Genomic DNA, 24,702 nt, shown 5'->3' with positions numbered 1-24,702 from the left:
CCCAAAGTATCCTTCTCTTCAATCACATATTCGATAGATTCTAGTGGTTTAAGATAGCTGTAAGTAGAAATCGAGAATCCTTGGTATTATTATAGATGTCAGAATAAATTGGCACATCTATTTGTTGTTTCATCGGATAACTAAATTGCGTTATTCTCTATTTTATTTTCTTTAAGTACACCTTGTTATAATTTTTTGTTAGGATTTTGTTTAATACACCCCGATAAAACAAGAAAAAAAACTGATACAGCACAAAAGTTTTTATATATATCCATGATCTGAAATAATTACTATTAATTTAGATTGAAATTATATTTTTTAGAATTTAACTGGGTATTGTTATCGAAATTTTATGCAAAATTTCTTTTTAATACATTTACAGTACAACCGTTACACTATGAAGAAAAACAAACCTATTCACAAAAAAAGTAAGAAACCTAAATCCTCACAAAGTCTGGGGAAAGCACCTGGAACTGTAGTGTATATTGGTGAAAAAGAACATCTCGAAACCAAAGTTGAGATTCAAGATTATACAAGGGATACCCATAATATTTCTGAAACAGACAATATTGAGGATGCATTTACTTTTAAAGGCAACGATCATGTGAGTTGGATTAATGTAAATGGTCTAAATCACACCAAAGAAATTATTAGCATTGGAGAATTTTATGGCCTACATCCTTTAATTCTGGAAGATATAGTAAATACTGATCAGCGACCAAAGATAGATGAATACGAAAATTATATCTTTTTGGTGCTAAAAATGATGTATTTTAATAAAGAAAAAGAATTTATTGTAGAGCACATTTCTATAGTACTAGGAAAAGATCATGTTATTACTTTTCAAGAATCTGACGAAGATATTTTTGATCCTGTAAGAATTCGAATAACGAATGCCAAAAGCAGAATTCGAAACTCTGGAGCAGGGTATCTTGCATATTCTTTACTTGATGCTATTTTTGACAATTACTTTGTAGTTATTGATGACCTTGGTGATAAAGTAGAACAATTAGAAGAAGAGTTATTTAATGAAAAGGAAGGAGATCATATCACACAAGAAATACAATCGCTTAAACGCGAAATCTTACGCATAAGAAGAAGTATTTTACCACTTAGAGAGGTTATCGGCAGGATTGTTAAATCTGACACGACTCTGATCCTAGAAAAAAACAAAGACTATTACAGGGATTTGTATGACCACATCATTCATATACAAGAGAACATTGATGTTTATCGAGAAATGATCTGGGGGCTCATGGATATGTACATGACCACCATCAGTAATAAAATGAACGGTATTATGAAGGTATTAACCATTATAGCGACCATATTCATTCCTCTAACTTTTATTGCAGGAATATACGGAATGAACTTTGAGCATATGCCTGAACTTAAATATCGATATGGATATCACGCCCTAGTGAGTATTATGATTATCATTTTTATTGGGCTATTGATTTTCTTTAGAAAAAAGAAATGGTTATAGCCTTATACTGTATAGCTTGATAATTACTTACAAAACATCTATTTATTAACGTAAAATATCTTGTTGCATTTGAGGTACTATTTTGGTCAAATGCGTTAACATAATCTATAGAATTTCATTTACTTACATATACTAATCAACCTACGTTTGAATTTCTTTTCAAAACTTAGTTGATTAAAATTAAAGTGTAAGGTAAAAATATAGAAATGAAGAAACTAGTTATGTTAGTTGTAGCGGCAATATTATTGATAGGTATTACCATTTTTACATTACAAAATTCTCAAGTGGTAGCCATTCAACTATTTTTTTGGGAAGCTGAAGCATCTTTATCCATGATTCTGTTTACTACATTTTCAACAGCTATTTTAGTTACAGTAGTAACTATTATACCAACGATCTATCATTTAAAAAAGCTTAGAGATCAATCTCAAAAAAAAGTAAAATCGCTAATAAAGGAAAATGAAACGTTATCAGAACCTGAAGCAAAAAGCATACTATCTGAAGGTCAAGTAGAAAAATAATCTAAAACATAAAATGAATATGTCAGAAACAATGAAAAAACAAAAATCTTATAAAAAATTAGGATTCACCTATTTGGAAACAGCAGAAATAGTTGTGTCCCTAAATCAACTATTATCAAATTATATTGTGCATTATCATAAGTTGAGGATGTTTCATTGGAATGTAGAAGGAGGAGACTTTTTTGAGTTACATGAACAATTTGAAATTGAATATAATGAAGTAAAATCACAAATAGATATTCTTGCCGAACGCATTAGGGTATTCGGTTTAAAACCAAAAAACACTCTAAAACAGCATATAGCTCTATCTCAAATTGAAGAAGTAGAGGGAGAATTGATTCCAATAGCAATGGTGCAAGAAATCTTAAAAGATTTTAACGTACTGCACCGTGCTTTATTAGACCTTATCGACGCCGCTCTAAACACGGGAGATTCTGCTACAGAAGAATTGGCTACAGAATTTTTAAGAAGATTAGAAAAGAGACACTGGATGTTTACTGCCTGGTCTAAATCATCATAAAATTTAGATATTAGGAAAATAAAGCAGACTGATAAAAAAAGAATAGTCCATTACAGAAAATAGGCTTCAGAGTATTATAAAATAGTCAGTGTTTTTTTACAATACTCCTCTATTTATTCTACATTAGCCTATAAATCGTTCATCATATAATTAATTGCATTGTAAATGAAAAATAAAAATAACATTCAAAGACCAGGTTTGCGTAGAAAAAAATTTGGAAGTAAAGCATTTTTAAGAAATGTTAGAAAAAAAATAGGTAAGATCACGAAACCCCAAAAAATTACAATACTATAAACCTCAATAATCTCTTCGTTAAAAATTTAATTGCTGATATCAATTTTGATGATTTTAAAAAATATTTTTTATGAATACTAAAAAAGTATCTAAGATCAAAGCCTACTTTTTTAATCAGCACTATTTAAAAATGTATACGAGTTAAGGACTAAACGTTTTGAGTTAAATTCTTTCTTCAACTAAAAGTATCTTTAAAATAAAAAGAAATGACAAAAGAAGTTGTTGAAATGAAAGACACAAAGTTTGAAATACTCCCTATTTTAAAGGAAAGGTATAGTCCAAGAATATTTTCAGAAATTCCAATTACAGAGCCTGAGTTAAGATCTATTTTCGAAGCCGGAAGATGGGCACCAAGTTCTTACAATCGACAACCATGGAGGGTAATCTGGGGTATAAAAGGTAGTAAGACGTATGATAGAATTTTTAGTTGTCTAAGTGAATTTAATCAATCTTGGGCGAAAAACGCCCCTGTATTACTACTAAATGCTTACAAAACAACAACTGAAGACGGTAAAGAAAACTTCCACGCATTACACGATCTGGGTTTGTTTATGGGAAATGCCTCAGCACAAGCACAACACCTTGGTATAGCCTTACATCAGATGGCTGGAGTAGATCATAAAAAAGCCAGAAAAGAATTTAAATTTCATGAAGAGTTTCACGTAGCTACTGCAGTTGCAGTGGGCTATTACGGCGGAAATATAAATGATTTACCAGAGAATTTAAGGGATGAAGAAAAACCTGAAAATAGAACAAGAATGTTGCAACGAGAATTTACCTTTAATGGCGATTATATGAATGAACCTGGGTTAGACTCTTCTAAAAGTGGATTAAACAATTCTAAATAGGGGCTTATTAAAAAGATTAATAATTAAGATTAAGCACTTAGCAGAAATAATATGATAGAAGATCAAGAATTGAAAATTGATAAAGATATAAAAAGCGAATCTGCAGAAAATTCACCCATGTCACATTCTGAAATCTTGCGAGAACAAGTATCGGAAGCATTAATCATTTATGACAAAACAAACTCAAGTATTCTATTGAGTTCATTCTCTGCGGGCTTAGAAATTGGGTTTAGTTTTCTACTCATCTGCGTAATGACCGCTTTTTTCACTGATGGAACAAATAGTGCTGTAGTATGGAAGATAAATGCACTGGTTTATCCAGTTGGATTTATTCTTGTTGTTTTGGGAAAATCCATGTTATTTACTGAGCAAACATCTTTGCTTACACTACCTGTATTAAATAAAAAATCAAAAATAATAGATCTTTTCAGGTTATGGGGATTGGTACTTACGGGTAATATTTGTGGAGGAATATTAATAAGCTCGGTCGCCATTTGGATTGGTCCTAAATTGGGAATCTTTGATCTAAAAATTGTTGAAGAAGTTGCAGAACACGTACTTCATAGCGATCTAGCTGTCATATTCGTGAGTGCAATATTAGCAGGTTGGTTAATGGGATTATTATCTTGGTTACTCACATCTTCAGACAGTACGATTAGTAGAATTTTGGTTATTTATATCATTACAGCAGTAATTGGTGCGATGGGCTTACATCATAGTATTGTAGGGAATATTGAGGTTTTCTCAGGACTAATCGTATCAAAAAATATCACAATGATAGACTATCTTTCCTTTCAGGGAATTGCGATTGTAGGAAATGCTATAGGTGGAGTGGTATTTGTAGCCCTATTGAAATACAAAGCTTTTGCCTACAACGGTAACAATTAATAAATACAAAAAATAAAAATAAATGAAAACAGTTTTTGAATACACTAACGTAAGTGCAAGTGATCGATTAGAATCATTTGTAGAAGAAAAATTAGGCAATTTATCTAATAAGTATCCTTTCGTAATTCGTGCAGATATCTTCTTTAAAAAAGAGAACAGAGATGACAACTCTGGACACATTTGTGGTATCCGATTAAGTGCTCAGGGACCAAGATTGTACGCCTCATCTGATAAAGTAAGTTTTGAGGAAGCAATTACCGAAACTATTAGAGACCTCAACGATCAATTAGAAAGAAGGAAAGACAAAATGAAAACTTATTAATATTAAAAAACAAAAAGGATGAAATTTTTATTTGTATTAACATCACATGACAAACTCGGAGATACTGGAGAAAAAACAGGATTTTGGATTGAAGAATTTGCTGCCCCTTATTATTATCTTACCGGCAAAGGTGCAGAAGTTACGTTAGCATCCCCAAAAGGAGGCCAACCTCCGATAGACCCGAGCAGCGACAAGCCGGAAAATCAAACGGAAGCTACGAAACGCTTCCATAATGATAAAAAGTTACAGGAAAAACTGAGTAAAACTTTACAACTTTCTGAAGTTAAAGAAAAGAATTATGATGCCATTTTCTACCCTGGTGGTCATGGTCCTTTATGGGATCTTGCCAATGACAAAGATTCTATTAAATTATTGCAATCATTCTACGAAAGTAATAAACCCACAGGTTTGGTATGCCATGCACCTGCAGCTCTAAAAAACGTAAAAACTAGTGACGGTGAATTTCTTGTAAAAGGCAAAAATGTAACCGGATTTACCAATAGTGAAGAAGCAGCGGTTCAATTAACAGATATTGTTCCGTTTTTAGTAGAAGATATGTTAAAAAACAATGGCGGAAACTATAGTAAAGCCGACGATTGGCAATCCTATTCAGTGCAAGATGGAAACTTAATTACTGGACAAAACCCAGCATCTTCTGAAGAAGTAGCCGAAAAACTATTTAATATACTGAAGAATTAATTCTTTAACAACAAAATATATCTTACAAAAAATGCAGGATTTAAAGTTCCTGCATTTTTTATGATAATATAATTAAGTATAATAGATCATTCAATACCTTAGTGAAATATGAAATTGCTAGCCATCATAATATTTTTTTCAGCTCTATCTTTTCTTTTGTATGGATTCAGTTGTCTACTTTCTAGCCATATGAAAAATGAATTTATTCGGTTTGGTCTTGAAAAGAAAAGGAATTTGACTGGTGTATTACAAATACTAGGAGGCTTAGGATTAATTGTAGGTTATTTTTATTCTCCCATTCTTATCTCAGTGTCCTCCGGTTCTTTGGCCTTATTAATGCTACTTGGTTTTGGAGTACGAATAAAAATCAAAGATTCTATACTCGCTTCTTTACCATCATTGTTATATGCTATTCTTAATTTATATATATTTCTTCAATATACTTTTATTTAGAACTGTTTTAAAAATAAATATTGATATGACTACTAGCTGCGATAAGAGTACACATTACAAAAAACAAAAAAGCTGGAAAAGATTTATATAATGGATCTTTAATTTTAAAATGCATTAGTATTGATCCTAATAAAAGAGTTGCCAAACCAAGTGCTGAAAATTCTTTTAGTTCAGGATACCAAATCGATATTATTAATAAAACTGCCAAAACAACCTTTAGCGCGCCTATAAAATAACAAGACCATATTGGAAGTCCGTACACCTGAAACTCTTCGATAATATTACCGGCAGTGCCTCCTCTCCATTTTGTAGCTCTTTTATTCTGAATGAGCCATACGTTTAATATACTTAGTCCTACGACAACCTGCATAGCAATGATTACATAATTCATAATTATTAGTTTTAATTATTCCATAGTGCCTTCGACTCGATAGATTCTATATTCAAATTTATGAATCTTTCTTTTCGGCGTTCTGTATTGATTTATTATCTGAGATCATACGGATTTCTCTCTGCGGGAATGGTATAGATACACCTTTATCTTCCAGGCGTTTTTTAGCTTCTTCGATAGTATAGAAATGAACTGCCCAAAAATCTTCATTTGTCGCCCAGTAACGCAATGACAATGTTACTGCACTATCTCCTAAATCAGAAACGTAAATTTCTGGAGCTGGGTCTTTCAAAACTTTTTCCTGATTGTTAATCAAATCAAGTAATATATCTTTTGCTTCTTTAATATTACTCGTATATGCTATTCCTATCTCTATTTTATCCCGTCTTTTATCTTCTGATGAGTAATTTATAATATTACCATTAGATACCTTGCCATTAGGAATTACTGCCAATTGATTACCAAAAGTATTTAGTTTGGTAGTGAATATAGAAATTTCTTTTACTGTACCAGAAACTCCTTGGGTTTCTATAAAATCTCCTATTTTGAAAGGTTTAAAAAACAGAATCAACACACCTCCAGCAAAATTAGCCAGAGAACCTTGAAGCGCTAAACCTACGGCTAAACCAGCTGCACCTAATATCGCAACAAGAGAAGAAGTCTGAACTCCTAATTGAGTTACTACCAAAATTATCAATAAAATCTTGAGACCTATATTAATAAGGTCATATAGAAATCTTTCTAATGTCTCGTCATAATCTTTTTTCTGAAAGAATTTACGAAGCCCTCTACTAATAAGGTTAATAACCCATATACCAACAAAGAAAATTACAATTGCAGAAAAGAGCCCCGGTACAAAATCCCAAACCCATTTTACAAATTGCTCCCAATTTTCTCCAGTAAGTCCTAATTTTTCCATTTTATTTTATCCTATCTATCTATCTATTTATTAATATTGATTTGTTATTCTGATATGCTTTTCATTTCTATCAATTGTCACTTAATCTAATCAAAATAAGCTTCTATTTCTTGTTTAATATTTTCCCACTGTTCTTTTTCTCCATTAAATGCTCTAAATATTTCTTTAATTTTTGACAGTCCAAAACCCTTAGCTTCTTCGAAACCTATCTTAGGAGATAAAGATAGTTCTGCATTTGTAACTACTGCATCAATGATGAAAGGCTTTTTAGAGTTTTTTGCCATTTGTATAGCCGCCAAAATGTCTTTTGCATGAGTAACTTTTATTCCATCGCCTCCACAAAGCTTTGCGTACTCTGCAAAATCGAAATTATCGACCTTGAGAGCTTCAAAATTAGGTGCTAATCCAGCTTCTTCCATTTCTATTTTGACAAAACCTAATTGAGAATTATTGAATACAATAATCTTAATTGGCAATTCATACTTCACTGCTGTAGAAAAATCTTGTAGTGACATATTAAAAGCCCCATCCCCGATTAATGCCCAAACCTCTCGATTGGGAAATTGAAGTTGTGCTCCAATAGCTGATGGAAGACCTACTGCCATTGATCCATGATTAAAAGAACCTATGATTCTCCGATCAGAATGAAAATTCATAAAATTAGAAGCCCATATGGCAGCGGTTCCCGTATCGATAGCAAAAATAGCATCATTGGAAGCCAGATCGCTAGCAGCTTTTGCAAAAATGTGAGGGTGCAAAGGTTCCATGTCCCTAGCTGGATTTGCTTTTTCATCGTTAGATTTTTTCCAATCAACGAATTTTTCCGTTAAGGTATTTAAAAAGGAATCATCTTTTTTTTCTGAGCATAAACTATGAAGTGAAGTAATTGTTGTTTGAATATCACCGTGAAGACCTAAAGTTACAGGTGAACGATTACCAATATTCTCTGGTCTAATGTCAACCTGAATAGTTTTAGTGTTTTCAGGAAGAAAATCGGTATATGGAAAATCTGTCCCTAACATCAATAATAAATCACAATCCATCACCGCTTTATAACCTGAAGGATTACCAATGAGTCCTGTTAATCCAACGACATTATCAGTTGAGTGATCAAATACATCTGCTGCTCTTAGTGTATGCGTTATTGGAGCTTTTAATAATTGTGAGAAACTAATCACTTCTTCTCTAGCTTCTCTACACCCGGCTCCTGCTAAAATTCCTATTTTTTTGGATTCGTTGATGAGTTTTGCAGCAAGGTTCAACTCCTCTTGACTAGGAATAATGTTACTTTTTGATCTGAATATCGTATGAACAAAATTTCTATTTTCGGCTTTCATTTGCGCAATATCTGCCGGCAATTCTATTCTACAAACGCATTGGTGATTTACTGCAATCCTGATAGCCCTAAGAATAACCCTTGGCGCTTCTTCAGGAGATCTAATGACCGCTTGATATTCACATATGTCATCATATATTTTTTTAAGATCAGCTTCTTGATGATAGTTTGTCCCTAAATGCTCGATTGGTATTTGCCCAGTTATCGCAATTACAGGAGATCGTTCTTTTTTTGCATTATATAAGCCATTAATCAAATGTAACGCACCAGGACCTACAGTACTTGCGCAAACCCCAAAATTATGATTAAGTTCTCCCTGAGCAAACGCTGCATAAGATGCATTACCTTCATGATGTACTCCAACCCACTCAATAATATCCTGTTTACCAATAGCATCTATAAGAGGATTTAAAGCATCTCCTGCAACTCCAAAAATATGTTTCACTCCTTCATTTTGCAATATTTCCAATAACTGTTCAGATACATTCATTTTTTTATTTTTAAATTAACTATTCAACCTCAGCATCATTCTTTGTTTTTAAAAAACTAGCTGGGATTCAAAAGGTTTTGACCATTTTGATACTCTATCTATCGCTGGAATAAGTGTGGCAAAAACTTCAAATTTTCTAGTATATACCGAAGTATTGCCTTGTAATTTCCCCAATCTGATAGTCATAGGTGTTTTAATACTTATATTTTCTTTATTTGCTTCTTCTGATCTTATCAAAATACTTTCCTTGCATAAAAAATCATCCTTCCGTTCATTTCTAACTACTCGCAACACTTTGGTATCGTCCCAATTAGAAATCAATACAGGGACATCTTTCATGCCATGAACATCGTAGACAAATAGATGTAATAAATACTCCATATTACCAGATATATCCAATGGATGAAACTGTATTTCAGTTTTTACGATGATAGTGTTTGTTTTAGCATCATCTACCTCAATATATTCTGGAATTTTATCAAGGGTCACTTCAGTTATTTTTGCCATATTGTTATTATTTACCTATTAAAAAAAAGATTGTGATTTCTACTTATTCACTATTTTGCCGTGATTATTACTTTCAAAAGCATCAATAAACATTAAAATACATCTAAGAAAACTCCTGAAGCAACAACTCCAACTATCAATAAAATCAATACCAATACAATAAACTTTGTCCCTACTTTTGTCTTTGTGTTTTTCTGAAAAATATAATCTCTTCTTTCCTCGTCTTCTTCTTTTACGAATTTCATTTTTTATATGTTTTAATTAAACTTTTATTATTTATGTAAACCATTTTCTTATTTGTAAAGTCAAAATTCTCTACCGTATCCTGTAATCTCAATACCAACAAAAAATAATCTTTGAGCAGAACATGCTTCCTACATTTTTCACGGAAGTACCAACATCATTTACGTAAATACGATAATTTCTCCTGTAGAAGGTTAAATTCTTGTGATTGTACTTGCCATCCAACATCATTTTAACTACATTCCAAAGATAGATTGAGAGATGTAAAAGGATGAACGCTTTTGATATAAATGTTAGTTCGTTTGCCAAAAATCATTTCCGTTAACATCCTTATGGTTTGAGTCAAAGCTTACAACTATTTTTGATGAATTTTGTAATAAATATTTTAACAACATAAAAAACAATAACAATGAGTAATAGTGGAAATACATTTTTAGGAATTTTGGCAGGAACCGCAATTGGTGCAGCCTTAGGGATTCTATTTGCGCCAGATAAAGGTGTAAATACCAGAAAAAGATTAGCAGATGAAGCGCAAGCGACCAAAGATCATTTAGCAAGAGAAGCTTCTAGTTTAAAACATCAGATAGCAGATACTGTATCTACCCAAAAAGAAACGTTAGACACCAAAATTGAGTCTCTAGTTTCTGATGCAAGTTATAAAGCAGATGATGTTATTACTTCCCTTGAAAAAAAATTAAGCGAGCTGAAAGCTAAGAACAAGAAATTACAAAAATCGTAATGGGAGTAATTAACGCATTAAACGAAACCTCTAATAAAGCTTTTGATTCTGGAGAAAAGTATGTAAAAGCCTCTCAAGAATATTATAAGCTTAAAGCTTTCCAGCAATTGGCAAGAGCATTTTCATTCTTAAGCAAGCTGGCCATTATTGGTGGCTTGCTTTTCCTTGGATTAATATTCTTGACGGTGTCGGGAGCAATTTGGCTAGGACAACTTATTGGCAGTACTGCATTAGCTTGTTTAATAGTGGCTGCAGCACTGTTTACTATTACAGGTATAGCATATCTTATTCGCCAAAAAATTGATAAAAACATTATAAGAAAAATGTCTCAAGAATTTTTTGATTAACGCTATGAAAAAGACATACACTTCATTCAAGGAAATAGAACAAGATCTGCGTAAATTGAGTTTACAACGTCAAATATCCTTAGAAGAAATGAAACTTCTAAAATCTGAGTTCAAAGATGATTTACAACCGTATCAGTGGGTTTCCACAGTTCTTAGTGCGGTAAAGAAATATAGTATATTTTATCTGATTAAAAAGTTCTTTAAATAGTATCGTTAGGACACACCTACGACTTCGTCTAAAGGCAATTCAGTTCTGTTTTTGAAATTATTAGGGCTAATATCATACTTTTCTTTAAAAATTTTAGAGAAATAACTTCTACTACTAAATCCTATAGAATAAACAATCTCTGAAATATTCATGTCAGTTGTTCGTATCAAATCCCTGGCAGCTTCTAATCGTACGTGTCGAATATATTCTGTTACCGTTCTAGCATATAATAATTTAAATCCTTCCTGAAGCTTTGCCTGAGGTAAACCTGTTTCTTCGGATAATTGTTCTAAAGAATAATCTTTCGCTACATCCTTGATAATTTTCTTAGCCAAACCTCTAACTAACTTTAATTCTCTTTTTAAAAGCGTAGTAGGTAATACTTTCTCTTTCATTGCTCGATCATGTTGTTGAATATGCATAGATAAAATTTGATAAATCATACCTTCTATTTGTAATATCCTTATCATACCTTTTTGCTTTATTTTCCGTAAAGCACTTATCTGGTCTGCTAATTTTAAATTAAAAGTACCAAAATAAGCAAAGGCTTTTTCGTGATCTTCATCCATAAAAACCTTATACAGCCTTTCATTAAGCTGTGATACATTATTAAGTCGCTTTTTTAAATATTTCTTTCTAGCAATTTGTATTACATTAATTTCTAATTTTTCTTCTTTTGGAAAATACCCGTAGTTATATCCTCCATCTCGGCTAGTGACAATAACTGACTGAAACTGTTCTAAAGTATGTACTTCATTTTGGAATCCAAATCTATGTCCACAATGTCCTGTAAGGCAATATGCAAAGTGAATTGGATTGTATTCTGAAGCATCCATTACTAATACAAATTCTTTATGAAATATAATATCATATTCCAATAAGTTTACTCCCCAATCAAACGTAATAAATCTAATGGATCCATGAGCATTTAGATTATTAACAGTGAGTTCGTACTCTCCCCATCGTTCCTCTATTCTTCCCCCTATAACTTCCTGAATTTGCCTAACTGTTCCTTCAGTATCCTTAGCAGTAATATTAATTTCTATAGCGGTTGTTGGTTCTGCGTACATCTTTAAAAAAATGATTAGAATGTTATTTTGTTGAGCGTTATCGTAAAATTAACAAACAAAAATAATTTATTCTTGATTTGAAGTATAAGATTTTGTTAAGGTACATCAAAAAAGAAAGGCTATTACAGATAGCATCTTATAAAATCAAAAAAAAACTCCCGAAAAAGGGAGTCTTTAAAAACAATTATTTCTTTAAATATTTTTTTAGATCGAATCAAATTCATCTACAAAAAAGTAATCTTTGTCTGCGTTATTCACGAAATATACTCCTTCTCCAAAAATATATTCTACATTTTTATTATCAACTATTACTTTAAAACCCTTTTCTGTAGGCTTTAATTCAAAACTATCATTAGCATCTTTGGTGTATCGTAATACAATATATTTATCATAATCACTATATAGATCATTATCTACATAAATCAATTTTGTAACTTGTTGCGGAGTGGCTTTTATATCTTGATTCAACTTTCCTTTATCAGATTCATCCAACATTACTTTTGACTTTCCTGTTTTGTACACAGTGATTCTGTAAGGCACTGTTTTACCGTCTTTCTTGAACTCGTATGTTTTAGTAGTTCTAGTTTTTACAACCTGTTTATTACTTTGTGCAATAGCACCTGTAAGTGTAAATGTGATTAACAATGTTGTTATTAATTTTATCATTTTCATTTTATATAATTTTAAAAGGTTATTATTTATTAATTTGGTTATTTGGTTATGCTTTTCTAATCATACTAGTATCCAAATGGTCTGAGGTATTTTTAGACCAAGCATTTAACATCCAGCTTGACTTTTCTAACTCTCTAATATAAGCTCCTACCATATCTATTGTACCTTCGTCTCCTGCCTCTCCAGCATGTTCCAGTATCACCCTCATTTGAGTTAGTAATTTTTTATGATCTCCAAGTAATTCTGTAACCATTTCTATATCTTTCATCAAAGGTGTCACTTCTTTTAAATCTGATAATTTGATATACTCTGCAAACTGACTTACTGGATGATGCTGTAATGTTAAAATACGCTCTGCGATTTCATCAATTTTTATTTTAGCATCATTATATAATTCTTCAAATTTTATGTGGAGATCAAAGAAATTTTTTCCCAAAATATTCCAGTGGAACCCTCTTAATTTTTGGTAGTATAAATTGTAATCGGCTAAAAGTATATTTAATTCTAATACTACTGGTAAAAGCTTTTTCTCATCCATGTTCAAATAATTCATAGCAATTTTTTAAGATTAATAATATAGTAAAGTCGAACAATAGAATTGTATTATTCTTTTTTTGTTCATTACAAAGATACCTTGAGTAGAATGGCATCTTTTGCTCATATACTATTTATCTTAACTCTATCGTAAAGAGAGCAAACATAAGATGGAAATTATAAGAATATGGTTTTAGAAATTTAGTGTTACTTGAAAAAAAGCACCCTTTTCGGATTTGACGAAACTATATAAAATTCAAGTAAAACGAACCTTAATCAACCAAAGGTTCAAGATTAATATAGCTATAGTTAATTTCTCCTATATGCTTATATTCAGTTTCTCGATCGTGAAGTTCTCCCCATCCAAAATTTCGTTCGATAGTCTTATCTTTATATTCCGATAACAAATCTTCAGAAAGTAAAATATATTCATCTATTGGTATTTTGTTTTTTAGTAATCTATGGGCGATAATAACATCTTCTCCCATAAGTTTTATGTTTTTACCAATTGGAACCGCACTAATTTCCTGACCATAATGTAACACAATTTTAAGACCAAGCATCTCCGGAATATTTCTTCCTTCTTCTGTATCTTTATATTTTTTATGGAGTATTTTTAACTGTTCATAAAATTCTGTGTAAAATAATCTGCACTGATACACCAATTCTGCGAATGTTGGTAATGGTCCGGTTCTATAAAACAAAATAGCATCACCTTCAATTTCTGAAACTTTAAGGTCTAATTTATTTGCATAGATTACTTTATTAAGTAGTGATGGTATGACTTTAGAACTTAATTCTATATTTGTGGAACTCATAAATTCAGTAAAACCACTGATATCCGGTATACATAGTAAGGTTGGTGTTGCTTTCATATATTTTGAAGAAAAAAGTTAAGTCTCTAATAACTCTAAGATACGTTTTAGATCTTGATTATTACTTATGTGTTTTTTTAAATCATTACCTAATGCTATAATTTCATTTTGTACAGCTTTTGCATATTCAGGATGCATCTCTTTACTTTTTCTAATAAAAATCAATGCGCTCAATAGTTCATAAGAAACCGTGCTATCTGTTTTTGCATATACACGAATCGGTTCAATCACAATACGCATTAATTCTGAAGCACTTATCTTATTATGTATAACCGTTATTTCACAATCCGCTATACATAAAATAGTTTTTGGTTCAATTTTTAGCGCCTGTTGCACTAACTGACCTAATTTAGAAATAGCATTGATTGCAGTTCCTGGATCATTAATACCTGGAGACAAGGCTTTTACGGCTACCTCTGTTAATTTTATCATTCCTCCAACACCACTATCATCTTCATGTCGATTAGACAGAATATAAAGACAGATATGTAAAGAAGTTAATTCTTCTTCAGAAATAGGTTCTTTAATTCCAAGAACAGGGTCTCCTTTCCAGATATGTTGATCTGCATAAGGGATAATTTCTATCGTGTTTTCTTTACTTTTCAAAGAATCCTGTAATAGTGTAATATCAAATGATCGATAATAACCAGTTTTTTTACTAAGTATCGTTTTCCAATATTGACATGAGGTATTTTGATCTTCAGAACTGTTCTCTTTTTGTTCTTGTTTTTCCTTTTCAAGCAATTTAGTACTGGACACATAAATCTTGTCTATAATATTATGTATTTGTATCGCTTGAGATATACTATGAATAAAATACACAAACAACCCAATACAAAATGCTCCCAGCACTGCTGATACCATTACAGAGAATCCTACAGCGTTTGTGGATGAACCATAAGCGCCTAAAGACATTAAAACCAATATCGAAAACAATATCGTTCCTATATAAAATCCTAATATAATTTGATGCTTTTTGTTAGAGATCAATCCCGGCAAAAGTCTTGGAGAAAAGTTAGAAGAAGCTTGATTTAATACTACCATTACCATAGTAAAACTAAAAACAGTCAACGACAATATCCCTCCAAACAATGTAGAGAGAATTGTTCTAGCAGTTTCGTTATCCTGTACCAAAAGATAAGGCACTTCTTTTTTCAGCGCATTAGTAACCTCTAGATTTTCCACAAATAATAAAATGATTGCTAAAAAAAAGAATCCTGCACTAATTAAAACAGGATAAAATGCAATGCTATGAAAAACGGCGCTTTTTACTCTTTTCAAAAACTTCAATGTGGATTTCATAACAGTCTGTCTATTTTTCTTAAGATAATAGATTATCGATATTCAGGGTTTTCAAAACTCCAACGTGTTCCATCATCCCAATCTTCTCTAGAATTACCATATCCGCTATAACCATCATTATTCTTTAACATCGCAGCTAAATGAAGTAAATTATACGTCATAAAGGTAGTGTTTCTGTTAGTAAAAGCATTGTTCTTTGCACCAGACTCTTCATCCAAGTAACTTGGTCCGGGACCTGCTTCACCAATCCATCCACAATCTGCCTGCGGAGGTATGCTATATCCTAAATGCTGTAAGGCGTATAAGACACCCATTGCGCAATGTTTTATCCCATCTTCATTACCAGTGATGACACACCCACCTACCTTTCCATAATAAATATACTGCCCTTTTTTATTAGTTTTACCGCTCATTCCGTACAATCTTTCAATTAGTTTAGTGGCGACAGATGATTTTTCTCCTAACCATATAGGTGTTCCTACAATTAGAATATCAGCATCCATTATTTTTTCATAGATTTCCGGCCAATCATCTTTTTCTTTTCCTTCCTCCTTCATATCCGGCATTAATCCATAAGCAACATCATAATCTACTAATCGAAGATACTCTACTCTTACATTTTCGGATTTCATAATACCCATAGATACATTCATAAGTCCTTCAGTGTGACTTTTTTGGTTGGAGCTTTTTAAAGTACAATTAATGTATAATGCTTTTAGATTAGAAAAATCAGGTTGTTTCGTAGTACTCATGCCATTTTAGTTTTAAGAATTATGCTGAGTCACAAGTTGAGGAATTAATCTTCGATATTGGTGTGCAATCACTAGATTTATTAACTCAATACCTAATAGAGAATATTCCTTGCCCAATCTTACTTGACTATCAAAACAGTCAAGGAAAATTGTATATGCGCACAGTTTATCAATCTTCGAAATCTACCTTTGTCTTGTAAACAAACAGAAATAAGGGCTACAAAAAATTAAAAACGTAAAATATCATTAGGGCAAATGTGATGTGTTAAAATAAGTAGCCCTTAATTTTTAAACTAAAAAACCTTTTAACTATGAAAAAAATTACAGGAATATTTATGATCATTCTTTTAGTAACCAGTTGTGATGTGCAACAAAAAAAAGAAGCAAAATTACCTGAGGTAGATGTAGATATTGATACAGAAGCGGGGCAGCTTCCAACATTTGATGTCGATTGGGCTGATGTAAATGTAGGAACCAAAACTAAGATGGTTAAAATCCCTAAAGTTGTTGTGGTTATGGAAGAAGTAGAGGTTGAAGTACCTTATGTTGATGTAGACATGCCAAACAGTGGAGAGAAAGAAGAATTGACATTGACTGTTGAAGCAGAAGTGACTGATAAAGAACATTCTATTGATATCAAAGAGATTATTGCTTCTAATGACAAATTGTATGTGATTTCCAAATTGAAAGAACTAGATCAAGATCTGGGTGACAAAAAATTAAGAGTTTCTGATCGTGTAATTCTTAATGCTCCTGACCTTAATGTAAAACATATCATTATGGGAGAAAAGCCGGATAGAGTGTTTAATGATCAGTACAAATATGTGAAAGACATTAGTGCTTTTAAAGCAGACTTAAAAGAATCTAAAGTGATTTTCACTAAATAGTATATCTAATTCCAGATAGATATAGTTAGTTGATGAAATGGCCTCTTTAGATATATTTAAAGAGGTCATTTTTATTTTATGAACGTAACGTAATGAATACAGATTTTACAGATGCAACATTTTTAACTCAGATCATCAAAGAACCCGAATTAGTAATTGATCAACTAAATCTAGTATATGTAAAAGACGATGCACTAATAATAACTAGAGTAAAACACAAGAAAGGTTTTCGATATCTTCAGAATGGTATACCACTGTCAACTAAAAAAGAGTTGGAAAGAATAAAAAAAATAGTAATTCCTCCTGCCTGGAATCACGTCAGAATTTCTTCTATAGACAATGGACATCTACAAGCCATTGGTAGAGATCTAAAAAACCGAAAACAATATAGATATCATCCACTCTGGAATACTATACGCAACCAAACAAAATTTTACAAAATGGCTGTTTTTGGTAGACAACTTCCTAAAATAAGAAAACAGGTAGATCAAGATTTAGAACAAAAAAAATGGTCCAAAACTAAAGTACTAGCACTCATCATAAGGCTAATGGAAGAAACTCATATTCGTATCGGCAATGAGCAGTATGCTAAACGCAATAAAACCTATGGTTTATCTACAATGAGAACTCGACATGTAAATATAGAAAAGAACAAACTTAAATTTGAGTTTGTAGGTAAAAAAGGGAAAAAACATTCTGTAACGCTTCGAAACAAAAAACTCATACGCCTAGTCAATCGCTGTGAAGAAATACCAGGTTGGGAGCTATTCCAATATTATGATATGCAAGGAGAAAAACACAGTATTGAAAGCAACATGATTAATGAATATCTTCATGAAATTGGAGGTGAACTTTTTACGGCAAAAGATTTCAGAACCTGGGGTGCTACTACAATTTTTTTTGAAACTTTAATGGATTTGGGAGTTAGTAAGAAAGAAAAAGAAACTCAAAAGAATATTCTAAAAGCATACGATATGGCTGCAACTAGTTTAGGAAATACGAGAAATGTATGTCGTAAATACTATGTACATCCCTTTGTAGAATCATCATATAAAAATGGTTCTATAAAAAAGGTATTTAACAAAATTGATACTTCTAATCAATCAGCAGATTATTTTACCAATACAGAACACGCCATTTTAAATTTATTGACGGACTATACACCTACATTTTTAAAAAATGTTAAACACTAAAAAACAAAAAACATGAATGATAAACTGATCGATGCTTGGAATAAAATGTATGAGAAACTAGAATCTTGGTTAAATTCGATTGTAGTGAACTTACCTAATATCTTGATAGCTGTTCTTGTTTTCGTAATGGCACTTATCGCTTCAAAATACATTAGCAAACTAGCGCGAAAGATATTAGATAAAAGTAGACTTCAACCATCGATGAAAAATCTGATTGCAAAATTTATATCTATTGCTGTTGTCATTATAGGATTATTTCTGATTTTAGGCATTCTTAATCTGAACAAAGCACTCAACACTATTCTTGCAGGTGCGGGGGTAGCTGGTCTTGCCGTTGGTTTGGCATTACAAGGAGCGTTAGCGAACACTTACTCTGGTATAATCCTATCTTATATCAAGCATATCAAATTTGGTGATTGGATAGAGACCAATGATTTTGAAGGAGAAGTTATAGATATAGATCTCCGTGCTGTTACTATAAAGCAAGTGGATAATAATTTGGTATACATCCCTAATAGGTTGGTAGTTGAAAATCCAATCAAAAATTATTCAACGACCGCACAATCGCGTGTAATTCTTGAATGTGGTGTTGGATACGAATCAGATCTACGATTTGTCGAAAAGCTTACAAAAGAAACTATTGTTTCTAATTTTGAAGCAGTACAGAAAAAAGACGACGTTTTATTCTTATGGAGAGAATTTGGGGATAGTTCAATTAACTACGAACTCCGTTTTTGGATTAATTCTACCTCTGCTTTGGAAGTTGCTAAAGCTAAAAGTGAAACCATGATGTTAATGAAAGAAGCATATGATAAAAATAACATCAACATCCCATTCCCTATACGAACATTAGATTTCCCTAAGGGTTTTGATTTAATAAAAGAAGAAGAAGAGGAAAAATAGGATATCTTTAGAGAATAAATTACAAATCATAAATGAAAAATATTAGCCCAAACATTATACGGCAAGTTTTTGTATTACTTCTTATATTTTTAATTGGCGGACTTATCTTTAGAGAAATCCTCCCGTATCTATCCGGTATTTTGGGAGCGATCACCATTTATGTCATTTTACGAAAGTGGATGGTGTTTTTGATTCGCAAAGGCTGGCATCCAGACCTTGCAGCAGTAACACTATTAATCGGCTCCTTCTTAGGAATATTAGTACCTGTAGTGGGTTTAATTCTTATGTTGAGCAACAAAATTGGACACGTTGCAGATAATTTTGAAAAAGTCATTGTGGCACTTAAGGGAAGGTTGGACACTTGGGAGAATGAAATTGGCTACGATCTAAGCGAACAATTAGACGCAGAAGCCATTTCTAATTGGACTACAGAAAACTTGCAAAACTTTGCTGGAGGCACTTTTAATGTGTTTATTTCTATTGGTATTATGTATTTTCTACTCTATTATATGTTTACGAACAGAAGAAAACTAAGGGAATCACTTTTTGAATATATACCAATCAATAATGATAATTTAAAAATCATAGGCGACGAGAGTCAGAAAATGGTTCGATCTAATGCCGTTGGTATTCCATTGGTTGCCATTACACAAGGAGTCGTTGCGCTTATTGGATTCCTGATATTTGGTATAGAAGATCCTTTGTTTTGGTTCGTTATCGTAATCGTTGGATCTATGATCCCTTTTGTAGGTACGATCATAGGTATATTACCCGTTTTTATAATTACTCACTCAACCGGAAACGTTTTTCAGGCTTGGGGGATTTTAATATATGGATTAGTAGTTGTTGGGTTTTCTGATAACATAGTCAGACTATATATTTTACAAAAATTAGATAATGTACACCCAATAATAACTCTTATTGGAGTTATTGTAGGTGTTCCCTTATTTGGCTTTATAGGACTCATTTTTGGTCCGCTATTAATTAGTCTGTTTTTAATAGTGGTTCAAATCTATAAATCAGAATATGGAAAACCAACACCGGATGGTGAAGAAAAATTATAAGTACAATGAGATGCAGATTTTTTTACTTACGCTGTTAGCAGGACACTACCTCTTTTTCATATCATACAACTTCATCAAAAGAAATTGTTTCAGTAAATTTATGAGCGTATTTGTTTTTTTAGCATACTCCGGTAATTCAAAAATCAAAAAAGCAATACAACCAGAACCTCTATTGCTCCTCTGAAATATCTTATTCCCATCGTAAAAAGAACGTTTAATCCTTTTGTAATTCGCCTCTGATATTCATACCACTGACTTTATTTATTAACTATAAAGGCGTGAATAACACCTGGCAACCATCCGATTAAAGTTAATACCAGGCTAATTAAGAACGTAGTTCCGAGTCCGTGTTTTAAAAAGACAGCTAATGGTGGTAATAAAATGTTTAACAGTATTGTTAGTAAAGACATAGTTTTATGATTTATTAGTTATTAATTCTTTATTGGTTTACTAAAATTGCTTTCTTCAGCTATTCTAATTATCTACATAAAACAACCTCCGTATCATTTTTCAACACGTGTGAACCATCGGAACTTTTAATGTATAGCGCCATATTAGCACTACTAAAACGGACCAATGAATTCTCCTTTATTTTTCTTGTAATCTTGTATACATACGTTTCTTCGACAATACCGAATTGGGTAGTTTGATCTTGAGTCCACCTTACTTTTTCTCCTTTTTTTATCATGTCTTAATTTTTAGCTGTACCAATTTAGCTATATACGATCAACCTCGTTTTCACTTTTCAGGACATAATCCCCATCATCTTGTTTTATATAAAGCACTTTATTTCCTTCCTCCCCAATTCTGGTTACTTCAGTTCCTTTTATTGTTTTGGTTACCTTAGTAGTATACGTTTCCACTACCTTTCCTATTGCTTTACCCTGACCCCATTTCCAAGAAACTTCACTGCCTTTACGTATCATATTTTTTTCACAAGATCAATTATAAACATCAGGCACATTAATCCAATCAAAAAAATTATTAACTCAAACCCATTGAAAAATCTATACCTAGTTAAAAAAAGTTAAATTCTAAATGAGTCAATTTTTCGTTTATCTGAGCAAAAACAAAATACAGAACGATTTTATCTTCGTGTAAAATCAAATAAATATGATGCTTCAATTTCTATTAATATTTGTTAGTGGATTTGCTTCGGGTGTGATTACAGTTGTCACAGCAGGAATGCGGAAAAAAAGAAACAGAAGATAGGATAATACAATTACCAGTATTTAAAATAACTGGTAACGCTAAACATAAGATGTTAATCGGTAAGCATCTTTAAACAATTATCGTTCACTTAAAACTAAAATTTATGGCAACTTATTCTGAAAAAGTTGGAAACAAACTTAATGATTTATTAGAAAAGACGTATGATGCAGAAAAGGGATTTAAAAAAGCTGCTGAAAATAGTAATCACTCTGGATTAAAAAATTATTTTAATCAAAAAGCTCAAGAGCGTTATGATTTTGGTCATGAGCTTAAAACAGAACTCACATCCGTTGGTCAAGAAATTGAAAAAGGAGGAAGCATAGCAGGGTCAGCACATCGAGCGTGGATGGATGTAAAATCGTTTTTATCATCCGACAATGAAGAGTCCATGCTAGAAGAGGCTATTAGAGGAGAGAAATCTGCATTGGAGGAATACAACGATGTTCTTTCTGAAACTACATTACCACCAACTACACAAACGGTATTAACGCAACAAAAAAATAAAATATTGCAAGGATTATCTTCTATTAAAAGATTAGAGGACTTACACTAGATGCATTGTTTTTTACATACAAAAAAAGATCATTAACCTATTAATGATCTTTTTTTGTATGTAAAATTAATTAGTCAAAGAGCTTTTATTGCCAAAAGAAAAAGAAGCAATAGTTTCCTCTATAATATAACATCTACTTTAGCTCTAATCACAAAATACTTTATAACAAATCAGAATACTATTAACTATCTTGATTTGTATTCTTTTGGGCTACAGGAGTATTTTTTCTTAAAAATTTTACAGAAATAACTTCTACTAGTTAAACCAACGGAATACACAACTTCAGAAATCGTTAACTCAGTAGTTTTTATTAATTTTTCTGCTTTTTCTAAACGTACATTTCTCACAAAATCAGAAACAGTTCTCTGAAACATAAACTTAAAACCTTCTTGCAGTTTTGCAGGAGAAAGTCCGGACTCTAAACATAATGATTTTATACTGTGCTGTATCTCCGGATGCTCTTTAATAAAATCACTAACTTGAGAGATAGCCATTAATTCATTCTTTAACAAACCACTTGTGTTAGAGTTATTCTCAATTTCTGCATGGAATTGTTCAATATGCTCTGCCAAAATCAAATAGTATCTCCCTTTTTGAGATAATAATTCGGAAACTTCATTGCCATACTCTATTCCAAATAACAATTTTAATTGCTCTGCAATTTTTAAGCTATAGCTCCCCAAATGAAAGTGTTTTGATTTGGTTCCGATATCATATAGTAAACCTTGAAGTTTTTTACCAAACGGATTATTCTCTTTACTAAATTTATCAAAATATTCTTTCTTATTTACACAGATGATATTAAGTGTCAAATAGGCATCTTTCTTAATTATAATTTTGCTTGCTAAACTTTTATCGCTATGAGCAACTGCAGTTTGGAATTGCTCAACAAGCGTAGCTTTTTCGAAAGTTTCAAATTGATGATAACATTTGCCATCTAAACAATATAAAAATTGAATGGATTCTGACGTTATAGAATCGATAGGAATTTCTATATCCTTTATTAGTTTTAAATTGAAATCAAAAGTTTGTAAACCACTTTGTAAATTTGTGTATCGTACTTGCCCTTTCCCAACTTTCGAATCTAAAGTTAACGTATGCATATCATAGTTTACTGTAATATTTCCTTGGAGATGTTCTTTGAGATCATTTAACTCAGAAGGAACGCTCACCAAATCATTTTCTATTTTTTCCATAATACCCTTCTTAATAATTTAACAATTGATTATAAGATAGTTACGCAACATATCCACACTACAAAAGTAGTAAGTTGACAAACCATTGTTTAACGTTTTTGGGTATTTACTTATCGTTATTGTGTAAATCAATAAATAATTATTAAATTTTCACGTCCAACTTATTAAATGCGTTATTATTTAATTGATACGCGCTAACTTAGCACCTAGTTTTTTATTTACTTGCACAAGTAATTAATAATAATGTATAAAAAGATTTCAAATATTGCGGAGAGAGAATTCATCGAAAATGAATTAGGTATTAAGTATAAGTTTCCGAGGTTATATACCCCAAGTTCAGTAATCGATGGTACTCAAGAGGCTACATTATCTATTATTACCATGGATAACCCAGATCATATATTATATGCTATTTGGGGACTACTGCCTGATAACTATGAAGGTGAATGGTCTGATTTTCAAAAAGCGCTGGACACCTTAAATGTCCCTAAAGAAAATTTAAATTCTAAAGGTATATTTAAAGAGCCTTACTATAAAAGACGTTGTCTCATTATTGTGACTGGTTTTTTTATATATCATTTACACAACGGTACGCTATATCCTTATTATGTCTATCTGGATGATAAAAAACCTTTTTATATTGCTGGAATTTATAATATACTAGATGATGGATTTATTACTTGTTCAATGCTAATGACAAAAACGTCAGGTGTTGTAAACAAAATACAAAATCTAAGCTCTACGATGCCCATATTTGTCCCTAATAACCTAAGTGATGTTTGGTTAAATTCTAAAACTGATATGGATGAAATCGATTATATCCTAAATCTTCCTAATAAGCTTAAATTAAGAGCACATCCCATCGCTAAAGAGTTCTTCAAGAATGATATCTCTTATGAATCCATGCTTGAACCTGTTTATTATGAAGGTATTCCCCTAGTATAATAATAAGGAGCTATTCTATATTATCTCCTTTTATTTCACCTTTTAGAGAACCAATATCTATCTTTAATGTAACCGGAATTATTCCATATTTTGGACCGATACCCTCAGTCAAAAATTTTCCTAAATATTGATGTGCTAGATGTATATTTTCAAAAATATAAGTACCACCAATCGTTTTAGTCTCTTCGTTTGTATAACAAAATAAAGAAATCAATCCTTCTGTATTTTTTAGTATCTCTTTACGGTTTGTTGATATTTTACAGACCTCATCGGTTGGTAGATTTGATTTAAATCTGAGGTTCACAATTGTTTTTTTATTCTCCATTTTCAATG

The 24,702-nt window shown here is 31.7% G+C and carries 32 protein-coding genes; 16 read left to right on the top strand and 16 right to left on the bottom strand.

Annotated features, from left to right (window positions below):
- Positions 1–397: 397 nt before the first annotated feature.
- The 7 genes from corA (at position 398) to D1818_RS20440 (ending at position 5,578) form a co-directional block, all read left to right on the top strand.
- Complete coding sequence (gene corA / locus D1818_RS20470; protein WP_118461293.1) at positions 398–1,486, top strand: magnesium/cobalt transporter CorA; 1,089 nt, start codon at positions 398–400, stop codon at positions 1,484–1,486.
- A 206-nt stretch (positions 1,487–1,692) separates the two neighbouring features.
- Positions 1,693–2,007: a lipopolysaccharide assembly LapA domain-containing protein gene (locus D1818_RS20465; protein ID WP_118461291.1), complete on the top strand. Its 315-nt coding sequence runs from the start codon at positions 1,693–1,695 to the stop codon at positions 2,005–2,007.
- A gap of 31 nt (positions 2,008–2,038) precedes the next feature.
- Positions 2,039–2,527: a Dps family protein gene (locus tag D1818_RS20460; protein WP_240338269.1), complete on the top strand. Its 489-nt coding sequence runs from the start codon at positions 2,039–2,041 to the stop codon at positions 2,525–2,527.
- Between the two features lie 500 nt (positions 2,528–3,027).
- Positions 3,028–3,669, top strand: a complete 642-nt coding sequence (locus tag D1818_RS20455) for a nitroreductase family protein (protein WP_118461287.1) — start codon at positions 3,028–3,030, stop codon at positions 3,667–3,669.
- Between the two features lie 51 nt (positions 3,670–3,720).
- Complete coding sequence (locus tag D1818_RS20450; protein ID WP_118461285.1) at positions 3,721–4,557, top strand: formate/nitrite transporter family protein; 837 nt, start codon at positions 3,721–3,723, stop codon at positions 4,555–4,557.
- Positions 4,558–4,579: 22 nt separating this feature from the next.
- Positions 4,580–4,879, top strand: a complete 300-nt coding sequence (locus tag D1818_RS20445) for an HPF/RaiA family ribosome-associated protein (RefSeq protein WP_118461283.1) — start codon at positions 4,580–4,582, stop codon at positions 4,877–4,879.
- Between the two features lie 18 nt (positions 4,880–4,897).
- Positions 4,898–5,578, top strand: coding sequence for a type 1 glutamine amidotransferase domain-containing protein (locus D1818_RS20440; RefSeq protein ID WP_118461281.1), 681 nt, complete (start codon positions 4,898–4,900; stop codon positions 5,576–5,578).
- Between the two features lie 460 nt (positions 5,579–6,038).
- Here the strand turns inward: D1818_RS20440 and D1818_RS20430 are convergent, their stop codons facing one another.
- The 5 genes from D1818_RS20430 to D1818_RS25505 all read right to left on the bottom strand — a co-directional run bounded on the left by D1818_RS20430 (position 6,039) and on the right by D1818_RS25505 (position 9,919).
- Positions 6,039–6,422, bottom strand: coding sequence for a DoxX family protein (locus tag D1818_RS20430; protein WP_118461277.1), 384 nt, complete (start codon positions 6,420–6,422; stop codon positions 6,039–6,041).
- A gap of 58 nt (positions 6,423–6,480) precedes the next feature.
- On the bottom strand, positions 6,481–7,341 hold the full coding sequence (locus D1818_RS20425) for a mechanosensitive ion channel family protein (RefSeq protein WP_118461275.1): 861 nt from the start codon (positions 7,339–7,341) through the stop codon (positions 6,481–6,483).
- Positions 7,342–7,427: 86 nt separating this feature from the next.
- A complete protein-coding gene (locus D1818_RS20420) occupies positions 7,428–9,167 on the bottom strand; it encodes a thiamine pyrophosphate-dependent enzyme (protein WP_118461273.1) in 1,740 nt (579 codons plus the stop codon).
- 48 nt (positions 9,168–9,215) lie between these two features.
- Positions 9,216–9,674 (bottom strand): hypothetical protein, encoded by a 459-nt coding sequence (locus D1818_RS20415; protein ID WP_118461270.1) that lies wholly within the window; start codon positions 9,672–9,674, stop codon positions 9,216–9,218.
- Between the two features lie 92 nt (positions 9,675–9,766).
- Complete coding sequence (locus D1818_RS25505) at positions 9,767–9,919, bottom strand: hypothetical protein (protein ID WP_162897291.1); 153 nt, start codon at positions 9,917–9,919, stop codon at positions 9,767–9,769.
- A gap of 407 nt (positions 9,920–10,326) precedes the next feature.
- On the opposite strand from D1818_RS25505, the gene D1818_RS20410 reads away from it, so the two are divergent.
- Genes D1818_RS20410 through D1818_RS20400 form a run of 3 tightly spaced genes read left to right on the top strand, consistent with a single transcriptional unit; the run spans position 10,327 to position 11,211 of the window.
- Complete coding sequence (locus D1818_RS20410) at positions 10,327–10,656, top strand: YtxH domain-containing protein (protein ID WP_118461268.1); 330 nt, start codon at positions 10,327–10,329, stop codon at positions 10,654–10,656.
- On the top strand, positions 10,656–11,003 hold the full coding sequence (locus D1818_RS20405) for a phage holin family protein (RefSeq protein ID WP_118461266.1): 348 nt from the start codon (positions 10,656–10,658) through the stop codon (positions 11,001–11,003). The genes D1818_RS20410 and D1818_RS20405 overlap by 1 nt, the downstream gene beginning before the upstream one ends.
- A 4-nt stretch (positions 11,004–11,007) precedes the next feature.
- The gene (locus D1818_RS20400; protein WP_118463972.1) at positions 11,008–11,211 is read left to right on the top strand and encodes a DUF6327 family protein; all 204 of its coding nucleotides are present in this window, start codon (positions 11,008–11,010) and stop codon (positions 11,209–11,211) included.
- Between the two features lie 5 nt (positions 11,212–11,216).
- Here the strand turns inward: D1818_RS20400 and D1818_RS20395 are convergent, their stop codons facing one another.
- The 6 genes from D1818_RS20395 to D1818_RS20370 form a co-directional block, all read right to left on the bottom strand.
- Positions 11,217–12,281: a response regulator transcription factor gene (locus tag D1818_RS20395; protein WP_118461264.1), complete on the bottom strand. Its 1,065-nt coding sequence runs from the start codon at positions 12,279–12,281 to the stop codon at positions 11,217–11,219.
- Positions 12,282–12,485: 204 nt separating this feature from the next.
- Positions 12,486–12,953: a hypothetical protein gene (locus tag D1818_RS20390; RefSeq protein WP_118461262.1), complete on the bottom strand. Its 468-nt coding sequence runs from the start codon at positions 12,951–12,953 to the stop codon at positions 12,486–12,488.
- Positions 12,954–12,999: 46 nt separating this feature from the next.
- Complete coding sequence (locus D1818_RS20385; protein ID WP_118461260.1) at positions 13,000–13,506, bottom strand: Dps family protein; 507 nt, start codon at positions 13,504–13,506, stop codon at positions 13,000–13,002.
- Between the two features lie 253 nt (positions 13,507–13,759).
- A complete protein-coding gene (locus tag D1818_RS20380) occupies positions 13,760–14,362 on the bottom strand; it encodes a DUF2652 domain-containing protein (RefSeq protein WP_118461258.1) in 603 nt (200 codons plus the stop codon).
- Between the two features lie 18 nt (positions 14,363–14,380).
- Positions 14,381–15,664 carry a DUF2254 domain-containing protein gene (locus D1818_RS20375; RefSeq protein WP_118461256.1) on the bottom strand — a complete coding sequence of 428 codons (1,284 nt, stop codon included), beginning with the start codon at positions 15,662–15,664 and terminating at the stop codon, positions 14,381–14,383.
- A gap of 32 nt (positions 15,665–15,696) precedes the next feature.
- Positions 15,697–16,416 (bottom strand): flavodoxin family protein, encoded by a 720-nt coding sequence (locus D1818_RS20370; RefSeq protein WP_118461254.1) that lies wholly within the window; start codon positions 16,414–16,416, stop codon positions 15,697–15,699.
- 311 nt (positions 16,417–16,727) lie between these two features.
- Here D1818_RS20370 and D1818_RS20365 point away from each other — a divergent pair, with 311 nt between their 5' ends.
- The 4 genes from D1818_RS20365 to D1818_RS20350 all read left to right on the top strand — a co-directional run bounded on the left by D1818_RS20365 (position 16,728) and on the right by D1818_RS20350 (position 20,463).
- Positions 16,728–17,303 carry a hypothetical protein gene (locus tag D1818_RS20365; RefSeq protein ID WP_118461252.1) on the top strand — a complete coding sequence of 192 codons (576 nt, stop codon included), beginning with the start codon at positions 16,728–16,730 and terminating at the stop codon, positions 17,301–17,303.
- A 92-nt stretch (positions 17,304–17,395) separates the two neighbouring features.
- The gene (locus D1818_RS20360) at positions 17,396–18,496 is read left to right on the top strand and encodes a DNA topoisomerase IB (protein ID WP_118461250.1); all 1,101 of its coding nucleotides are present in this window, start codon (positions 17,396–17,398) and stop codon (positions 18,494–18,496) included.
- 12 nt (positions 18,497–18,508) lie between these two features.
- On the top strand, positions 18,509–19,399 hold the full coding sequence (locus D1818_RS20355; protein WP_118461248.1) for a mechanosensitive ion channel family protein: 891 nt from the start codon (positions 18,509–18,511) through the stop codon (positions 19,397–19,399).
- A gap of 32 nt (positions 19,400–19,431) precedes the next feature.
- Positions 19,432–20,463, top strand: a complete 1,032-nt coding sequence (locus tag D1818_RS20350) for an AI-2E family transporter (protein WP_118461246.1) — start codon at positions 19,432–19,434, stop codon at positions 20,461–20,463.
- A 257-nt stretch (positions 20,464–20,720) separates the two neighbouring features.
- Here D1818_RS20350 and D1818_RS20340 read toward each other — a convergent pair whose 3' ends face one another.
- From D1818_RS20340 to D1818_RS20330, 3 genes are all read right to left on the bottom strand, one after another.
- The gene (locus D1818_RS20340) at positions 20,721–20,873 is read right to left on the bottom strand and encodes a YqaE/Pmp3 family membrane protein (RefSeq protein ID WP_118461241.1); all 153 of its coding nucleotides are present in this window, start codon (positions 20,871–20,873) and stop codon (positions 20,721–20,723) included.
- Positions 20,874–20,941: 68 nt separating this feature from the next.
- On the bottom strand, positions 20,942–21,151 hold the full coding sequence (locus D1818_RS20335) for an HVA1 family protein (protein ID WP_118461238.1): 210 nt from the start codon (positions 21,149–21,151) through the stop codon (positions 20,942–20,944).
- 28 nt (positions 21,152–21,179) lie between these two features.
- Complete coding sequence (locus D1818_RS20330; protein WP_118461235.1) at positions 21,180–21,389, bottom strand: DUF2945 domain-containing protein; 210 nt, start codon at positions 21,387–21,389, stop codon at positions 21,180–21,182.
- Positions 21,390–21,778: 389 nt separating this feature from the next.
- On the opposite strand from D1818_RS20330, the gene D1818_RS20325 reads away from it, so the two are divergent.
- Complete coding sequence (locus D1818_RS20325) at positions 21,779–22,228, top strand: PA2169 family four-helix-bundle protein (protein ID WP_118461233.1); 450 nt, start codon at positions 21,779–21,781, stop codon at positions 22,226–22,228.
- Positions 22,229–22,413: 185 nt separating this feature from the next.
- Here the strand turns inward: D1818_RS20325 and D1818_RS20320 are convergent, their stop codons facing one another.
- A complete protein-coding gene (locus D1818_RS20320; protein ID WP_118461231.1) occupies positions 22,414–23,424 on the bottom strand; it encodes a helix-turn-helix transcriptional regulator in 1,011 nt (336 codons plus the stop codon).
- Between the two features lie 243 nt (positions 23,425–23,667).
- Here D1818_RS20320 and D1818_RS20315 point away from each other — a divergent pair, with 243 nt between their 5' ends.
- Positions 23,668–24,369 (top strand): SOS response-associated peptidase, encoded by a 702-nt coding sequence (locus tag D1818_RS20315; RefSeq protein WP_118461229.1) that lies wholly within the window; start codon positions 23,668–23,670, stop codon positions 24,367–24,369.
- Between the two features lie 10 nt (positions 24,370–24,379).
- Here the strand turns inward: D1818_RS20315 and D1818_RS20310 are convergent, their stop codons facing one another.
- On the bottom strand, positions 24,380–24,694 hold the full coding sequence (locus D1818_RS20310) for a YdhR family protein (protein ID WP_118461226.1): 315 nt from the start codon (positions 24,692–24,694) through the stop codon (positions 24,380–24,382).
- Positions 24,695–24,702: the final 8 nt, after the last annotated feature.

Origin of the sequence: Aquimarina sp. BL5, from assembly GCF_003443675.1 — a bacterium.
GTDB lineage: Bacteria > Bacteroidota > Bacteroidia > Flavobacteriales > Flavobacteriaceae > Aquimarina.
Note: the sequence above shows the minus strand (reverse complement) of the source record. Positions and strands in the feature narration are given on the sequence as shown.

Excerpts from the sequence above, each read along its gene's own strand:
- D1818_RS20355 (WP_118461248.1), top strand. The coding sequence starts at position 18,509 with ATGAATGATAAACTGATCGATGCTTGGAATAAAATGTATGAGAAACTA.
- D1818_RS25505 (WP_162897291.1), bottom strand. The coding sequence starts at position 9,919 with ATGAAATTCGTAAAAGAAGAAGACGAGGAAAGAAGAGATTATATTTTT.
- D1818_RS20310 (WP_118461226.1), bottom strand. The coding sequence starts at position 24,694 with ATGGAGAATAAAAAAACAATTGTGAACCTCAGATTTAAATCAAATCTA.
- D1818_RS20465 (WP_118461291.1), top strand. The coding sequence starts at position 1,693 with ATGAAGAAACTAGTTATGTTAGTTGTAGCGGCAATATTATTGATAGGT.
- D1818_RS20320 (WP_118461231.1), bottom strand. The coding sequence starts at position 23,424 with ATGGAAAAAATAGAAAATGATTTGGTGAGCGTTCCTTCTGAGTTAAAT.
- D1818_RS20400 (WP_118463972.1), top strand. The coding sequence starts at position 11,008 with ATGAAAAAGACATACACTTCATTCAAGGAAATAGAACAAGATCTGCGT.
- D1818_RS20350 (WP_118461246.1), top strand. The coding sequence starts at position 19,432 with ATGAAAAATATTAGCCCAAACATTATACGGCAAGTTTTTGTATTACTT.
- D1818_RS20410 (WP_118461268.1), top strand. The coding sequence starts at position 10,327 with ATGAGTAATAGTGGAAATACATTTTTAGGAATTTTGGCAGGAACCGCA.
- D1818_RS20385 (WP_118461260.1), bottom strand. The coding sequence starts at position 13,506 with ATGAATTATTTGAACATGGATGAGAAAAAGCTTTTACCAGTAGTATTA.
- D1818_RS20420 (WP_118461273.1), bottom strand. The coding sequence starts at position 9,167 with ATGAATGTATCTGAACAGTTATTGGAAATATTGCAAAATGAAGGAGTG.
- D1818_RS20325 (WP_118461233.1), top strand. The coding sequence starts at position 21,779 with ATGGCAACTTATTCTGAAAAAGTTGGAAACAAACTTAATGATTTATTA.
- D1818_RS20440 (WP_118461281.1), top strand. The coding sequence starts at position 4,898 with ATGAAATTTTTATTTGTATTAACATCACATGACAAACTCGGAGATACT.
- D1818_RS20315 (WP_118461229.1), top strand. The coding sequence starts at position 23,668 with ATGTATAAAAAGATTTCAAATATTGCGGAGAGAGAATTCATCGAAAAT.
- D1818_RS20335 (WP_118461238.1), bottom strand. The coding sequence starts at position 21,151 with ATGATAAAAAAAGGAGAAAAAGTAAGGTGGACTCAAGATCAAACTACC.
- D1818_RS20415 (WP_118461270.1), bottom strand. The coding sequence starts at position 9,674 with ATGGCAAAAATAACTGAAGTGACCCTTGATAAAATTCCAGAATATATT.
- D1818_RS20360 (WP_118461250.1), top strand. The coding sequence starts at position 17,396 with ATGAATACAGATTTTACAGATGCAACATTTTTAACTCAGATCATCAAA.
- D1818_RS20370 (WP_118461254.1), bottom strand. The coding sequence starts at position 16,416 with ATGAGTACTACGAAACAACCTGATTTTTCTAATCTAAAAGCATTATAC.
- D1818_RS20455 (WP_118461287.1), top strand. The coding sequence starts at position 3,028 with ATGACAAAAGAAGTTGTTGAAATGAAAGACACAAAGTTTGAAATACTC.
- D1818_RS20340 (WP_118461241.1), bottom strand. The coding sequence starts at position 20,873 with ATGTCTTTACTAACAATACTGTTAAACATTTTATTACCACCATTAGCT.
- D1818_RS20375 (WP_118461256.1), bottom strand. The coding sequence starts at position 15,664 with ATGAAATCCACATTGAAGTTTTTGAAAAGAGTAAAAAGCGCCGTTTTT.
- D1818_RS20390 (WP_118461262.1), bottom strand. The coding sequence starts at position 12,953 with ATGAAAATGATAAAATTAATAACAACATTGTTAATCACATTTACACTT.
- corA (WP_118461293.1), top strand. The coding sequence starts at position 398 with ATGAAGAAAAACAAACCTATTCACAAAAAAAGTAAGAAACCTAAATCC.
- D1818_RS20430 (WP_118461277.1), bottom strand. The coding sequence starts at position 6,422 with ATGAATTATGTAATCATTGCTATGCAGGTTGTCGTAGGACTAAGTATA.
- D1818_RS20425 (WP_118461275.1), bottom strand. The coding sequence starts at position 7,341 with ATGGAAAAATTAGGACTTACTGGAGAAAATTGGGAGCAATTTGTAAAA.
- D1818_RS20460 (WP_240338269.1), top strand. The coding sequence starts at position 2,039 with ATGAAAAAACAAAAATCTTATAAAAAATTAGGATTCACCTATTTGGAA.
- D1818_RS20405 (WP_118461266.1), top strand. The coding sequence starts at position 10,656 with ATGGGAGTAATTAACGCATTAAACGAAACCTCTAATAAAGCTTTTGAT.
- D1818_RS20445 (WP_118461283.1), top strand. The coding sequence starts at position 4,580 with ATGAAAACAGTTTTTGAATACACTAACGTAAGTGCAAGTGATCGATTA.
- D1818_RS20330 (WP_118461235.1), bottom strand. The coding sequence starts at position 21,389 with ATGATACGTAAAGGCAGTGAAGTTTCTTGGAAATGGGGTCAGGGTAAA.
- D1818_RS20380 (WP_118461258.1), bottom strand. The coding sequence starts at position 14,362 with ATGAAAGCAACACCAACCTTACTATGTATACCGGATATCAGTGGTTTT.
- D1818_RS20450 (WP_118461285.1), top strand. The coding sequence starts at position 3,721 with ATGATAGAAGATCAAGAATTGAAAATTGATAAAGATATAAAAAGCGAA.
- D1818_RS20365 (WP_118461252.1), top strand. The coding sequence starts at position 16,728 with ATGAAAAAAATTACAGGAATATTTATGATCATTCTTTTAGTAACCAGT.
- D1818_RS20395 (WP_118461264.1), bottom strand. The coding sequence starts at position 12,281 with ATGTACGCAGAACCAACAACCGCTATAGAAATTAATATTACTGCTAAG.